This is a genomic window from Sulfitobacter sp. 1A15299 (assembly GCF_043556915.1).
GTDB lineage: Bacteria > Pseudomonadota > Alphaproteobacteria > Rhodobacterales > Rhodobacteraceae > Sulfitobacter.
Window position 1 is genome coordinate 15,850 of record NZ_JBIFFJ010000027.1, and the last position, 14,426, is coordinate 30,275.

A 14,426-nucleotide genomic window follows, 5' to 3' on the forward strand; every position below is an offset into this window, starting at 1 on the left:
TTTAATTACTTAAGGCGGATTTATAACACCAAGGTGAAAGAGCCCCCCCCGGAAAGCTGACACAATACTTGGATTCCTTCACCGATTAGAAAGTATTCGATGATTGACGGTATAGGCTTGGAGAGGTGCCATAGGACTTACGAAACTCACGGTGAAAATGCGCAGAATCTGAAAACCCTGCGTCAGCTGCAATTTCGGCGATCCTGTCCGTGGTATGCGTCAATCGCCAAAGCGCGTAGCTGAGCCGCATTGAACGGAAATACCGAGACGGGGATTGCCCCATTGCCTGATTAAATCGCCGATCAAGCTGACGGACACTGATCCCCACCTCGGCGGCCAGGACATCCATTGATGGCGGCATATTGATTTTTTGCTCCATTAGTGCTGCGCAGCGCCGTACCACCTCATCTTTCACATCATGGGTGCTCTTTGAGAAGTGCGCTTGGGGAAAAGTCCCCGCGCGCTGGCCTTGCATCATCATATGTCGGATGGCCTGCTGTGCATACTCACTCCCGCAATGGCGATGGATCAGGTGAAGTGCGAGATCCGAGGCCCCGGTCGACCCTGCGCAGGTGATACGCGCCCCGGCGTCCAAAAATATCCGGTCAGTAAAGGCTTCGACCCGCGGAAATTGATCATGGAATTCGTCAGCTACGTTCCAATGCACGCAGGCCGGATAGCCCTGCATCAGCCCTGCCCGCGCGATGTTAAATGTCCCTGTACAGAGCCCGATTAAAGGGACACCAGCCTCTGTAGCTTCGGAAAGGTATTGATCCAGCCATTGGGGCTGGGACCTAATACGGTAACCATTGCCACCGCAAACCGCGATGTAGTCGACCTCTTCCGGATTTATCAAAGGCGCTGTTGCTGTAATGGTCAGCCCGCAACTGGCCGCAACCTTGCCCTTCCCCATAACTTCCCAACCACAGGCAACCTGTCGGCTGCGGCCACCATGATCAGCGGCAAGGCGGATCGCTTCGACGAATCCGGAGAAGGCGTTGAGGGTGAAGCTATCCAGCAGCAAAAAACCAACACGGAGTTTCTGTTCAGTACGGCGCATCACATCTCCTTAAACGGTAGCATTATGACCAGAGGGCAGTGAATTCGAACAAAAATGTCTGAATTATCCATCTATCTGTCTAATCTATTCTATCGAGAGAGTTTATGGCTGTCTAACGTCCTATACAGCCCCACCGTATACAACGGGGTACAGAGAGGGAAACTCAAGATGAACCGCAGAACTTTTGCCGCCTTTGCTTTAGCCGCTTCGATCAGCGCTTTGGCAACCTTGCCCGCAGTGGCGCAAGATATCAATTTCCGTGTCAATGTTCCCGGCAACGAAGACGGGATCGCATTCCGCTCGGTTGAGCATTTCAACGAGGTTCTAAAGGACAAAAGCGGCGGCAGCCTCGGCACCAAATTGTTCCACTCCAGCGCGCTCGGCGATCAGGAAAGCTCGATTGAAGCGATGCAGTCCTCGATCCTTGACATGGCCACAATCGAAACACCGATCACCGCCGTCGCTCCTGAACTTGGCGCAACCGCCTTGCCCTATATCTTTTCCAGCCGCGAACACGTGAAAGCGGCAATGAATGGCGAAGCAGGCCAATTGATCGAAGCGATGCTTGCCGAAAAAGGCCTGCGGGTGGTTGGCTTTTTGGAAGGCGGCTTTCGCCAAATCACCAACAATGTCCGCCCGATCACGACCCCAGAAGACCTAAAAGGCGTCAAGATTCGCACCCCGGGCAGCGCCTTGCGCATTGCGATCTTCAATCACTATGGCGCCAATGCCTCCCCTCTACCGTTCAGCGAACTCTACTCGGCGCTCCAGACCGGCGTTTATGATGGGCAAGAGAATCCAGTAATCTGGGCACAAAGCACCAAATTTTACGAAGTGCAAAAGTACCTATCTCTTACCAATCACCTCTATACGGTCACCTATCTCCTAATGGCCGAAGACAAATTCCAATCCTTGACCGAAGACCAGCAGGCTGCGGTCCTCGCGGCAGGTGAAGCCGCCGAGGCGCGTTCAGTTGAACTGGGCATCAAAGCTGACGCTGAGATTGTCAGCTTCCTTGAGGAAGCAGGCATGGAAGTGAACGAGGCTGATGTTGAAGCCTTCACGGCGCAGTCCGGCCAAATCTGGGAGGATTGGTCAGCCGAGCAAAGCCCCGATGCGCAAAAGCTGATCGATCTGATCCGCGCCGCAGATCAGTAAGGCCAGCCCAGAGGAGATAGCCATGATTAACCGCATACTCGAAGCGATCATCTCAGCCCTGCTGCTCGCGGCCGTCGGTGTGGCTTTTCTGGCGGTAATCTACCGCTATCTCCTCGACAACGCGCTCAGCTGGAGCTTTGAGGTTTCGCTGGCGCTGCTGACCTATATTACCTTCTTAGGAAGCTATCTGGCGCTGCGGCGGGGTGCGCATTTGAAGGTCGATGTCTTCGTGCGCAACCTGCCCTTCTGGGCGCAAGGCGTTCTTTACGTCATCAACCAGCTACTTATCGGTGGCGTGGGCTGGATCATGGCGTGGTATGGAGGGCTGCAGGTTATCCGCTTTGCCGGGCAGACTACCAATGTTTTGGAAATCTCTAGCGGCTGGCTTTATGCAGCGATCCCCATTGCAGGCGCGCTGATCTGCCTTGATGCGCTGATACAGATTGCCAGCAGCCTGCCGCGCATCCGTCAGGGGCTTGACCCCGACAGCCGCCACGACGCCGACAACAGCCCTTTCGATCTTTGACCCGAGGATAACCGACCATGGAACTGCTTTTAATCCTCTGCATCCTTTTGGGGTTGATCGGCATCGGCCTGCCCATCGCGTTTGCGTTGGTTTGCATCGCCATCGGCATCTTCTGGATGGGAGACATCGACCAGTTGATCGTCGCTCAGCGCCTTTACCGCGGGGTGCAAAGTTTCCCACTGCTGGCGGTGCCGCTTTTCATCCTTGCCGGTCAAATCATGAGCCGTTCTGGCATCTCTGGTCATCTCATCGAATTTGCGAAGACCCTCGTTGGTCAGATGCGCGGCGGTCTGGCGGCGGTTAATGTCGTCACATCCATGTTCTTTGCAGGGATGAGCGGCACATCGATGTCCGACACCGCCGCCGTGGGCGGGATGATTATCGACCCTATGATCAAGCGCGGCTACAGCCGCCCCTTCACCGCAGCCGTCACTGCCGCGTCTTCCACCATCGGCATCATCATTCCGCCCAGCGTGCCCATGGTCATTCTGGGGGCCTATCTTGGCATCTCCACCGGCGCGCTCTTTGCTGCGGGGCTGATGGCGGGCGTGCTGCTGGGCGTGGCTCTGATCATTGTGGCATGGATGATCTCGGTGCGCGAAGGCTACCCAGTTGAGGCACCTTTCAGCGGCAAACGCATGGTGGTTGCCTTTGGCAAAGCGCTTCCCGCGTTGCTAATGCCGACCATCATCCTTGGGGGCATTTTGGGTGGTATCTTTACCCCGACTGAAGCCTCTGCCGTGGCAGTTGTTTATGGCATCTTTGTTGGCATGTTCTACTACCGTACCCTTAAGCTGCGTGTACTCTATCAAACCTTCTGCGAAGCCGCAGTTCTATCCGGCGCAGTGATGTTGGTGACTGCAACTGCGCATGTCATGGGCTTTGCCTTCACGTTTGAACAATTGGCCGACAGCATTCTCGCGCCGCTCGCACAGATGGACATGTCACCCATTCTGTTCCTCATCATGCTGAGCGCGATCATGATCATCGCGGGCACCTTTCTGGACGGGATTGCGATGATCTTCATCATCGTGCCATTGTTCCTCCCCGCTGTAAAACTACTGGGGATTGACCCAATCCACTTTGGCATGGTCGTTGTCCTTTGCTGGGGCATCGGCCAACAGACGCCGCCAGTTGGGGCCGCGCTGTTTATCACCAGTGTCATCGCGAAGGTCGATATCTTGACCCTAACCCGGGCGAACCTGCCCTTTATCGCGGTGATGTTCCTTGTTCTGGGTGCCATGATCGCCTTCCCCGATCAACTTGTGCTGCTGATCCCACGCGCCCTCGGACTCTAACACTTTTTCACTTTTCAAGAAAAACCACAGGAGGACTCTGTCCAATGATGACCAATAACCGTTTCGTCGATGTGATCTATACACATACCGATGGCGAACCCACCTGCATCATCCATGGGGGCATCCCCTATCCCCACGGGCTGAGCGTCACCGAAAAACGTCAATTTATCCGCGAGAACTACAACTTCGTGCGCACCGCCCTGCTGCGCGAGCCGCGCGGCCACCACGACATGGTCGGCGTCTTCGTTACCCCGCCCTCCAGCCCCGACTATGATGCGGGCATGCTGTGGTGCGATGGCGATGATTTCATGGAGATGTGTGGCCACGGCACAATCGCCCTGTCTATGGCGCTGGTCAGCCACGGGCTGGTGCATGACGCGGGCGGCGATGTGACGAAAATCCGTTTTGAAACACCGGCGGGTGACGTGACCTCTGAAGTTGGCCGCGAAAACGGTCAAATCGCTTGGACCAAATTCCAAAACGTTCCTGCCTTTGTTCTGGAGCAAGATGTGCCGATCACCCTGCCGGGCTATGGCGAATTGAAGGCAGACATCACCTTTGGTGGCAACTTCTTTGCTGTCGTTAAATGGCCAGACGGGGAACGCCCGATCGGCCCCCAGAACGGCAAGCTGCTGTCTGAGATGGGTGTGCTGGTGAAGGATCAGATCAATGCCAAGATGAAGATTCAGCACCCGACTGAGAAGCATATTCAGGGACTGAACTTCACTACCTTCTGGCAAGAGCCTGACCACGCGGACAGCCTTTACCGCAACGTGCATGTCTTCAGCGACGGTAAGCTTGATCGCTCGCCCGGCGGCACAGGCACTTCGATGATGATGGCAATGTTCGAAGCGCGTGGGGAGATGAAGATCGGTCAAACCATCAAATCCGAAGGGCTGTTGGGCCAGGGGCGTTTCGAAGGCCAGCTTTTGGGCGAAACCATGCTGGGGAACCAACGCGCCGTAATCCCTACGGTTAAGGGCACTGCCAAAGTTATCGGCTATGCCAAATGGTTGATCGATGAAACCGACCCTGTCGGCCGCGGTTTTACCATCACCTAAAGGCATAGTCGTGACGGTTGGCCGCCGCAGCTTACGTGGCGGCCTACTGTTTCATAGCGTGTGGAATGTCTCCATACTCGCCATGAGATTTACGTCACTTCACAGATAGTTGCGCGACACATTCGGACCCGCTGCAACAAACCTCAGCAGGTCGTTCTGCATGCTAACGTCGGCGTACATGCGCTTCAGCCGCCGGTTCGCCTCGGCCATCGCCTTCATCTCGCTGATGAGGCTGGCATCCATGCCGCCATACTTCGCCCGCCACTTGTACAGCGTGGCGCTGCTCATCCCGTGCTCGCGGCATAGCTCGGCGGCAGGCACGCCACCGTCCATCTGCCGAAGCACGCCCACGATCTGGGCCTCGGTGAATCGTGTCTTCTTCAGCGGAATATCCTCGTTCATCCTGCCGAGAAAATTCTACTTCCGCATCCCCTTAAGATCGGGGGGGGGATTGCCTAACCTCTGGGTGAAGCAGCCGGTACATCCCATTACTCACCGATGCTGCGACCGGTACGAAATTCCACTTCTGGCCGGACAACGAAATCAGAAGACAAATGTTTCGCGGTGACGCCGAGACCCTTCGACGCCCGATTCAGTGAGCATTGTTTCGCTCCTATTTATCAATGCGTCAGGTCCACACATGAACACTTCACGCTCGTACAGGTCCGCAACGGATTGAATGTCATCACTCTCCATACGTCGCTCCTCAAGTCTCAGCACGTTGTCGGAGGGGACTGTTGCGTTAATTTGCGAAGGCCATGAATGCGTAGGGAAGAGCCTTGGATTATGCGTCCGCGAACAGTTCGCTGATGAACTGGATCTCCCCTCGAACGCCCGGCTGCTTGTAGTGGATGTGATCTCGCTTGATCGTTCGGATGGTTTCGATGCCGCTCAGCGTCGTTTTGGCGGTTCGCAAGGAACGAAAGCTCTGGTGGTATCCGAGGAGCCGTTTGGTGGCCGCATGATCGCTTTCGATCAGGTTGTTGCGCCACTTTCGGTCGATGTGCCGGATGCTGTCAAAATGCGGGTCATATAGATGATTGATCTCGCGGATGACGCGCCGGTAGGTCGGGGCTTTGTCTGTGACAATGGTGACCGGCCGATGAAGTCTCACGCGCTGGATCGCCCTGTTGAGAAAGGCCTTTGCTGCTTTTGCATCCCGCCGGGCGGTGAGGCGGAAATCAACCATTTGACCGTTTGCATCAATGGCGCGCCAGAGATAGCGCCATTTGCCACCGACCCGAATGTAGGTTTCGTCAACGTGCCAATCGACGCTTGCGCAACGCAGATGCCTCTCAGTCCGCTTCGTTAGTTCAGGCGAGAACTTCTGGACCCAGCGGAAGACTGTTGATCGATCGACCGCGATCCCGCGCTCTTCCAGGAGATCAACAACATCTTGGTAGGACAACGGATATCGCAGATACCAACGAATAGCGCAGAGAATGATCTCCCGGGGAAAGCGATGGCGCTTGAACGGTAATTTACGTGGCATGCTCGACCTCCAAATCATGATCGTCGCCAAGTGGCTTCGTTAATGCAACAGTCCCGTCGCAAGGATGCGCCCCTCGGCCAGCGCTAACATCGTCGTGCAAGAGCGCATTACTTGGTTCAGGTCATGCAGCGCCAGAATCACCACCGCCCCGGTCTCTTCGGCGTAACGGCGCAACGCCTCGAGAACCTCGTATTGGCGGTAGAGATCGAGGGCCGAGGTCGGCTCGTCCATCAGGACCAGCTTTGGCCGCGTCACAAGCGTCTGCGCAATCGAGACGGACTGCCTTTGTCCGCCGGACAGCTCAGGCAACTGTCGCGGCGCAAGGTGATCGATGCCGAAGCGGTGCAGCACCGCGTCGACTGCCGCCAGCTCGCGCCGCGACAGACGCCAGCTGGCTTTGCCCTGCTTCAAAGCGAGGATGATGGATTCGTAGACTGTCAGGGCGGCGGTCATCGCCGTGTCCTGTGGCATGTAGCGCAGATCGCCCATCTCGGCCCCAAACAGGCGCACCCGCCCCGCCCCGCGCAGCTGTCCGGCAATGCGGCGGAACAGCGTGGATTTGCCGGCGGCATTGGCGCCCACGAGCGCGGTCAGCACGCCACCCGCGATCTCCGGTGTCGAGGCCTCCGTCAAGATCTGCTTGCGGCCGTAGCGCGCCGGACGCTTGAGCAATTTGAGGGTTCCGCGCCCGGCGCGCTTGCCAAGCCCGAAACCGACGACTACCAAAATCAAACTCGCAGACTCTCGTCATGAACGAGGGACCAGTGGGGGGCACGTCAGTCGCCGAAAGGATTACGGCCCCCGACAGCATCGCTCCCGGAAGGAAGAAGCGCTGGTCCTCCCCCAGCAGTAATCGCGCGACATGGGGCCCAACGATGCCAATAAAGCCGATGGTGCCAACGAAGGCCACGGGCACGGCAGCCAGCAAAGATACGAGAAGCAACGCTTCCAGCCGCAGCCGCCGCACCGGCACGCCCATCGCCGCCGCCCGGGTCTCGCCGAGCCGGATCGCTGTCAGGGCCCAGGCCCGGCGGGCAAACAGCGGCGTGCAGAGCAGCAGAATTGCGGCGGTGACCGCGACCTTGCCCCAGGTCGCGGCGTTTCAGCTCGGGGAGGGCGGCTGCCTGCAGCCGACCGAGTAGGGCGCGGTCCTGACCAAAGGGCAGGAGGGGTTAAGATCATCAAAACCTAAACTTTGCACATCACAAAAACCTAAACACCGCTCGAAACTCCCGGCAATCCGCGACAAAGACGGGATCGGTTTGAAAACCGGTTTGACGTGTTTCGCTTTTGCTCACCATCGGTATGCAACAAGGCCTGGAGCTGAACCTTCTGATGATTACAATGACGCCGACAGCAAGCAGCGTGCCCCACCTCACTCAGGGCACCTATTGGCCTGATCTTGAAGATCCTTGAGACGAGCCATTAGGTCATTGAAAACGATGGTGTCCGACTGAAGCAGCCCCGCTTCCAGCATTTTCCGGTAGTCTTGGGCCAGCGCCTCCAGGGCTTCACCCTCTGGGATCAGGCAAAGCGACCCTGAGACGGCGTCGGCATAGTTTATCGTTGCACCCGCACGATCGGTTTCGCGGAAAAAGTGCTGTTTGTGCTTGGCCACATCTTGTGCAAGCGCCTTATCCTCCAGCGCCCGTTCAGCGATACCCACAGCGTGCAGGCGATCAAGATCGTACCAGTGACGCGCATAGCGGTCGCCACCTCGGAACGCGCCCCGCAAGCAATACGCGTGGATGGCCGTCGCTTTCTCCCAAAATGTCCGTTCGGCCATCATCACACGAGGCGTGGCGACGGGCGTGAGCAACTCAGGTAGTGCCTGTGAGAGGTCACAAACCACTTCGTGACGCTGCGCCGGTTCGCCTGTCGACCTGGCACCAAATTCCAACAAGACCGAGGATCGAACGTATCCGCTGCCGCTGCGCACCGCGTCGTAGTCCAAATAGATCTTGTCACCTTCTACACGGATTTCTGCCGGGAGCGCCGCTGCCTTAACCTTGTCCGACAACATGGGGGCGACTCTTGAGCCAACCCACTCATCCAAGCGACCCCGAACGGCTTCGGTCCATTTCTGAGCTTGCGAGCGGCTTGGCGGATATGGATCGTCGGGATCCTTGATAAGATCGGGAATGATCTGCCGGATGTCATATGTCAGGTCGACATCCTCTGAAAACCGATCGATCGCTTTGTAGACCTTGGAAAGCGACGTTCCGCCCTTGAACACCAGGTGTTCGCCAAGATCACTGTCGAACAAGGCGTTAAGGACCCAAACGACCCAAATGTCTTTTTCTAACAGGTCCGCGGGCCGCCCCAGTTTCGAGGCGGCCACTTCCAGCGCGTCGATCTTGTCTTCGCGCGACAGCGAAAAATAGGTTTGGCTTTCTGTCATTGCAATGGCGCAAGCGCGCTAAGTTCCTTGGCCATCCAAGTTGGCGCAGAGGCCCGAAGCCTCAGAAGCTCACGCTTCTCCTCTTCGTTCAACGTCGCCTTGATACGCCTCAAAGCCTGGGCAGCTTCGGACTTGCCGAAATAGGCGAGCGCTCGAAAGGCGTGCCCGGCACGACTGTTGGGCGCTCGAAGCTGCCAGCTCGGCACATGTTTAAGCTCGACGCTTTGTGCTCCGAGCTTCAGATGACGGCTCGGCCCGGAGGTCCAAAAAACTTGACGGGATGGATTCTGCGTCGAAATGCCGAGTAGGTTCGCTGCCGACGCCCCGCTTTGCGACACGCGCTCACCGGTTGATTTCGCAATGTGCTCAACCACGGCCTCAACCGAGGGCGCCCGGCTCCCGAAGCGGGTTTTCATGGGCAAGGCGAACAATCCTCTCCTCACACGCAGAAGCTCCCCACGCCGCACCAACCGAGACAGCGCCTGATCGACCGCCGCACGCTCTCCGAGGTGCAACAACTCCCGCGCCGACAGGGTCGCACCCTCCGGCAGCGCTTCAGCATAGGCCTTGATCGCTTGAGATGTGGTTCGCATGTCCGCCTCCAAGTGTCAGATATATAGCTTGGTTTCTGACATCTTTCAAGGTAAAAGCACCTAAAGCAAAGAAGGGAGCGTGCTGGAGAAGCCAGCTTAACGAATTGATTTAAGACCATTATGAACTTGATATGTGTGTTGATTGTCACTGAGAACTGATGGGGTGGATACCCCCTCCCGACGGCATCGCAATGTGCCAAGGTGATGTGGGTCACATCACTGATAGGAGGAAGCATCCATGGATCAAGTTACCATTGTTGGGTTAGATTTGGCAAAGCGGGTTTTCCAGGTTCACGGCGCCACGGCGGATGGCGGCATTGCTATTCGCAAAAAGCTGTCGCGGGGCCAAGTGTTGGCATTTTTCGCGGACCTGCCGCCCTGTGTAGTGGCGATGGAGGCCTGTGCTACAGCACATTACTGGGCCCGTGAAATAGGTGCTTTGGGACACAATGTGCGGCTGGTCCCACCTGCTTACGTTAAGCCTTTCGTAAAGCGCCAAAAGAATGATGCCGCGGATGCAGAAGCCATAGCCGAAGCAGCCAGCCGGCCGACTATGCGGTTTGTTGAACCGAAGTCGCCGCAACAACAAGCGCGCGCTATGGTTTTCAGGACGAGAGAGCTTTTCGTCCGGCAAAGAACGCAAACGATCAACGCTCTGCGTGCGCATCTGGCAGAACACGGGCTGATCGCACCGCAAGGCATGTCCAATCTGGCAAATATTCGGAGGCTGATTGATGAGGCCGCAGCTGAAGTGGAGCCGTTGGTTGTCGAAACAGCTCGCACCTATCTTGAGCAAATAGATGATCTATCATCTCGCATTTTGAAGTTGGAGGCGACGCTGAAACAAGAAGCCGCCCGAACTGATGCTTCATTACGGATGATGACTATGCCGGGAGTTGGTCCCATTACCGCAATGGCGATAGAGGCTTTTGCTCCATCTCTCTCTGTTTTTAAGCGCAGTCGGGATTTCGCCGCTTGGTTGGGGCTTGTGCCACGACAACATTCTACTGGCGGCAAACAGGTCTTGGGCCGAACGTCGAAGATGGGGCAAAGGGATATCCGGCGACTACTTATCATCGGCGCAATGTCAGTTATTCGGTGGGCAACCCGCAAAGGAGCAACCCCAGGGACTTGGCTACATTCCATTCTCCAGCGCAAGCCCCGCAAGGTGGCGGCGATCGCACTGGCCAACAAGATGGCCCGAACGCTGTGGGCGATGGAAACGCGGAAGGAAGATTACAGAGATCCACGTCTGACAGCAGCTTGATTGCATCGAGTAGTCAGTAGTGGAAGTCGGCGTGTGAGGAGGTCATAGACAGTAAGGACAAAAGATCGGTGACGACGGTTTTGAAAACGCATCCGGGTCAATGGGCCAAGAGCCCGCAGAACTGATTTTGCATCAAAGCCGCGCAGCTCCATACCGGCCAGCGGTCATTTGATTGCCGCACAACAGGCCTGATACATGACCGCACCCGATCACACGTCACTATGTCGAAAAACCATCTTGCGCGAACGGGGGTATCCATACATGACCCGGTAGGGGTGCGGACGAAAAGTTGGACTATCTTGGAGATAGTTCATGTACAGCTACGAAGAGCGAATGCGCGCTGTTGAGCTTCATATCAAGCTCGGCAAGCGCGCGCAGGCCACCATCCGTGAGTTGGGGTATCCAACGAAGAACGCCCTGAAAGGATGGCATAGAGAATACCAATGTCTGCAAGACTTGCCGATACGATCGGCGCCGCGCCCGCCTAAATTCTCATTGGCGCAAAAGCAGGTGGCGTTAGAATATTATGCAAGCCATGGCCGCTGCATCTCATGGACGCTGAGTGCTTTAGGCTATCCAGGCCGAGCCACGCTGACGGCTTGGGTACGCGAGGCCTTTCCTGGCATGAAGCCGGCCTCCAACACGGCATATGGCCCTGGCAACCACTCTGACGCCGTGAAGCAGGCTGCTGTGGTCGGGCTATATAGCCGTCAAGAAAGTGCTCAGGCCCTGGCCGAAAAGTTCAGAGTTAGTCGGCCGACGCTCTATGCTTGGAAAACACAGATCCTTGGCCCGGAGGCTCCTGCCATGATGAAACGCAAGAAGAGTGCCCTTCCCCCAGAGCTTGAAGCGTTGGAGCGTCAGCGTGAAGCACTGCAGCGTGACATTCGCGAGCTCCAGATTGAGCATGAGCTGCTCAAGACTGCGAGTGAAATGATAAAAAAGGAACTTGGCGGCGATCTGCAGAGCCTGAGCAATCGGGAAAAACCATGCTGATCGTCGCCCTAAAAAAACGGTATAAGACACCAGCGCTGTTGGCTCGGCTGGGTCTCGCGCGCAGCTCGTACTTTTACCACCGCGCTCGCATGAAACAGGGAGATAAGTATCTTCCCATTCGACAGGCCATGAAGGAGGCTTTCGAAAGCAACCATCGCTGTTACGGCTACCGTCGCCTCAAAGCATATATGACCCGGGACTCCATCTCGATCTCGGAAAAAGTGGTGCGGCGCCTGATGAAACAGGAAGCTTTGGTCGTCCCAAAGCCGAAGCGCCGACGTTACAGCTCATATCTGGGTGAGATTAGTCCTGCGCCGGAGAATATCATCAACCGAAAATTCCAGGCGGCAGCACCAAACGAGAAGTGGCTGACCGATATCACCGAGTTCCACATCCGAGCGGGAAAAGTCTATCTTTCCCCAATCATCGATTGCTTCGGCGGCCTCGTCTTAAGTTGGACCATAGGGACCAGACCGGACGCCGAACTCGTAAACACAATGCTTGATGCAGCGGTAGAGACCATCGCTGACTGCGAAGTGCGGCCTATAGTCCACAGCGATCGCGGAGGCCACTATCGCTGGCCTGGCTGGCTGGAACGTATCGATGCAGCAAAGCTCGTTCGTTCGATGTCACGAAAGGCGAGTTCGCAGGACAATGCCGCATGTGAAGGCTTCTTCGGACGCCTGAAGACTGAGTTCTTCTATCCTCAAGATCGGCGAGCCTTCACCGTGGCCCAGTTTATTGACGAGGTTGATGCCTACATCCGTTGGTATAACGAAACACGCATCAAGATGTCCCTTGGTGGCAGAAGCCCAATCGAGTACCGTAAAAGCCTCGGCCTTATGCCTTAAAAACAGTCCAAGTTTTTGTCCGCAGACCCTCAGTCCTTTGCGGACAAACCTGCATCCTCCATCTGCTCGCGGTCCGGCAGGTCCTGCAGGGAAGTTAGGTCGAAGGCAATCAGGAACTGTTCTGTCGTCACGAAGGTGTAGGGCGCCCCTCGTCGAGGAGACCGCGGACCGGTCCCGATCAAGTTGCGCGCGTGCAGCCGACCGATCAGGTCCCGGCTGATTTCCTTGCCGAAGATGTCTTTGAGACCGTCACGCGTGATCGGCTGGTGATAGGCGATGGCCGCCAGGACCGCGACGTCGAATTCACTCAAGTCCAGCAGTTGGACGCCGACATCTGCCGCCGCCCGGATCGCGGGGGCGTAGGTGGCGCGCGTGCGGAACATCCAGCCGCCAGCGACCTGGGCGATCTCGAAGGCCCGCCCCTCCAGATCGGCGGCAAGGTCGTCTACCAGCAGATCGACTGAAGCCCCCTGCCCCACCACGCGGACCAGGTCCTCGCACGGCACTGGCGAGGCCGACGCAAAGAGCACCGCCTCGATCCGGCGCATCCATTCCCGCCAGCGCAGCTCAGGCGGCAGGTCGGGCAGCTCGCGGTCAAGCTCAGCTTCTGGTCGATCCTTTGCCATCCCTACACCCCGTAGAGCCGGAAAGTGTCGCGCCCGGTCAGCTCGCGCACCGCGCCGAGGTCGACCAGTCGGTCGCAGAGCCGCCGCGCGGCGCGATCCGGCAAGGGCAAAGTCGAAGGCGCGACCGCATCGCGGGTCAGTAACATCTCGACCGCGTCGCCAGCCCCCTTGGCCCGGAGCTTGGGTGCGACCGCCTTCAGATGCGCCGCCCGACGGGCGAGGTCGGTGGAGAGACGCACGGCCTCGACGGCCGATGAGACGAGCGCCCGATGGTAGGCGAGCCTCAAGTCGTCACCACGCTTGCGCAGGTCAGCTCGTTTCAGGCCCGCGGCGAGTAGCGGCACCAGTTGATCCCAACCGAGTGCTTGAGCGATGGCCGTATCCGCCAGGATCAGCGCCGACACGTCTGCACGCGGTGCCGCGCTCATAACAGTTTCGAGCACGAGGGCGGCCCGAGCCACTGGCGCGCCCTGCCCTGCATCTACCCACTCGGCGATCTGTCCCGCCTCGATCCCGGGTATCGCCCGATGCAGCGCCTTGACCGAAACTGGTCGCTTCACCGCACGCTGCCAAGACAGATAGGTCTCCCCTGCCGGGCCGGGACTGTCGCCCGGTTGCAGGAACGCAATCGCATCGCGCAACTCGCCTGCCCTTTCCGGTCGCCCTGACTGGGCAACGCAGGCCTCCGCCGCACGTAGCGCCAACCTTTCACGCAACAAACTTTGGGGCACGTCCTCGCGTCCCAACACAAGATGCAGGTGGTTCAGCGCCGCGCCCGACAAAAACGCAACATCTTCAAGGGTTTCAGCACGGGCTGAGGTGACCCAGGCGGGCATCGGGGGTAGCGTATCGAGGTCGCTGATCTGATCTGGCCGGGCGTAAATCATGCTCAGAGCCTACACTGGCGCGGCGCTTTCTGCTAGTGATTGATGCGAAAACCGCCGCACCTTGCCGGTCTCATATATGTCCAATAAGTTTAGATTATCGGACATATATGGGATAGGCTCAGAAACATGGACGTGTCGTTTTGATTTCATGGGTGGACTGGCCCGAAATCGGCCCTCTCGTCGAGGAAGTTCCCATTTAATGGGTGGACC

General features: G+C 57.4%; 13 protein-coding genes and 2 pseudogenes. 6 read left to right on the plus strand and 9 right to left on the minus strand.

Annotated elements, in window-relative coordinates:
* Window positions 1-85: 85 nt before the first annotated feature.
* Window positions 86-1,060 carry a GlxA family transcriptional regulator gene (locus ACGYK7_RS16125; RefSeq protein WP_394403497.1) on the minus strand — a complete coding sequence of 325 codons (975 nt, stop codon included), beginning with the start codon at window positions 1,058-1,060 and terminating at the stop codon, window positions 86-88.
* Window positions 1,061-1,228: 168 nt separating this feature from the next.
* Here ACGYK7_RS16125 and ACGYK7_RS16130 point away from each other — a divergent pair, with 168 nt between their 5' ends.
* The 4 genes from ACGYK7_RS16130 to ACGYK7_RS16145 are packed head-to-tail and all read left to right on the plus strand — an operon-like array spanning window position 1,229 to window position 5,103.
* Window positions 1,229-2,218, plus strand: coding sequence for a TRAP transporter substrate-binding protein (locus ACGYK7_RS16130; RefSeq protein ID WP_394403498.1), 990 nt, complete (start codon window positions 1,229-1,231; stop codon window positions 2,216-2,218).
* Window positions 2,219-2,240: 22 nt separating this feature from the next.
* Window positions 2,241-2,744: a TRAP transporter small permease gene (locus ACGYK7_RS16135; RefSeq protein ID WP_394403499.1), complete on the plus strand. Its 504-nt coding sequence runs from the start codon at window positions 2,241-2,243 to the stop codon at window positions 2,742-2,744.
* Between the two features lie 17 nt (window positions 2,745-2,761).
* Window positions 2,762-4,042 carry a TRAP transporter large permease gene (locus ACGYK7_RS16140; RefSeq protein ID WP_394403500.1) on the plus strand — a complete coding sequence of 427 codons (1,281 nt, stop codon included), beginning with the start codon at window positions 2,762-2,764 and terminating at the stop codon, window positions 4,040-4,042.
* Between the two features lie 47 nt (window positions 4,043-4,089).
* Window positions 4,090-5,103: a proline racemase family protein gene (locus ACGYK7_RS16145; protein ID WP_394403501.1), complete on the plus strand. Its 1,014-nt coding sequence runs from the start codon at window positions 4,090-4,092 to the stop codon at window positions 5,101-5,103.
* A gap of 111 nt (window positions 5,104-5,214) precedes the next feature.
* Here the strand turns inward: ACGYK7_RS16145 and ACGYK7_RS16150 are convergent.
* The 6 genes and pseudogenes from ACGYK7_RS16150 to ACGYK7_RS16175 all read right to left on the minus strand — a co-directional run.
* Window positions 5,215-5,487, minus strand: a pseudogene (locus ACGYK7_RS16150) (transposase); the annotation flags it as partial.
* A 400-nt stretch (window positions 5,488-5,887) separates the two neighbouring features.
* Window positions 5,888-6,595 carry an IS6 family transposase gene (locus tag ACGYK7_RS16155; protein ID WP_394403502.1) on the minus strand — a complete coding sequence of 236 codons (708 nt, stop codon included), beginning with the start codon at window positions 6,593-6,595 and terminating at the stop codon, window positions 5,888-5,890.
* Window positions 6,596-6,634: 39 nt separating this feature from the next.
* A complete protein-coding gene (locus ACGYK7_RS16160; RefSeq protein WP_394403503.1) occupies window positions 6,635-7,327 on the minus strand; it encodes an ABC transporter ATP-binding protein in 693 nt (230 codons plus the stop codon).
* 52 nt (window positions 7,328-7,379) lie between these two features.
* Window positions 7,380-7,682 (minus strand): annotated as a pseudogene (locus ACGYK7_RS16165) (iron chelate uptake ABC transporter family permease subunit); the annotation flags it as partial.
* Window positions 7,683-7,970: 288 nt separating this feature from the next.
* On the minus strand, window positions 7,971-8,996 hold the full coding sequence (locus ACGYK7_RS16170) for a nucleotidyl transferase AbiEii/AbiGii toxin family protein (protein WP_394403504.1): 1,026 nt from the start codon (window positions 8,994-8,996) through the stop codon (window positions 7,971-7,973).
* Window positions 8,993-9,589: a DUF6088 family protein gene (locus ACGYK7_RS16175; RefSeq protein ID WP_394403505.1), complete on the minus strand. Its 597-nt coding sequence runs from the start codon at window positions 9,587-9,589 to the stop codon at window positions 8,993-8,995. Before ACGYK7_RS16175 ends, ACGYK7_RS16170 begins: the two co-directional genes overlap by 4 nt.
* A 238-nt stretch (window positions 9,590-9,827) precedes the next feature.
* On the opposite strand from ACGYK7_RS16175, the gene ACGYK7_RS16180 reads away from it, so the two are divergent.
* Both ACGYK7_RS16180 and ACGYK7_RS16185 read left to right on the plus strand, forming a co-directional pair.
* Entirely contained in the window at window positions 9,828-10,856 is a 1,029-nt protein-coding gene (locus ACGYK7_RS16180; protein WP_394403506.1) for an IS110 family transposase, read from the plus strand.
* A gap of 312 nt (window positions 10,857-11,168) precedes the next feature.
* Window positions 11,169-12,703, plus strand: a protein-coding gene (locus ACGYK7_RS16185; RefSeq protein ID WP_394403507.1) for an IS3 family transposase whose coding sequence is annotated in 2 segments (ribosomal slippage) — window positions 11,169-11,838 and window positions 11,838-12,703 — 1,536 coding nt in all. Because the reading frame shifts where the segments join, the coding sequence is not laid out codon by codon here.
* 29 nt (window positions 12,704-12,732) lie between these two features.
* Here the strand turns inward: ACGYK7_RS16185 and ACGYK7_RS16190 are convergent.
* Both ACGYK7_RS16190 and ACGYK7_RS16195 read right to left on the minus strand, forming a co-directional pair.
* Entirely contained in the window at window positions 12,733-13,329 is a 597-nt protein-coding gene (locus ACGYK7_RS16190; RefSeq protein WP_394403508.1) for an SMC-Scp complex subunit ScpB, read from the minus strand.
* Between the two features lie 2 nt (window positions 13,330-13,331).
* A complete protein-coding gene (locus ACGYK7_RS16195) occupies window positions 13,332-14,216 on the minus strand; it encodes a DUF1403 family protein (protein ID WP_394403509.1) in 885 nt (294 codons plus the stop codon).
* Window positions 14,217-14,426: the final 210 nt, after the last annotated feature.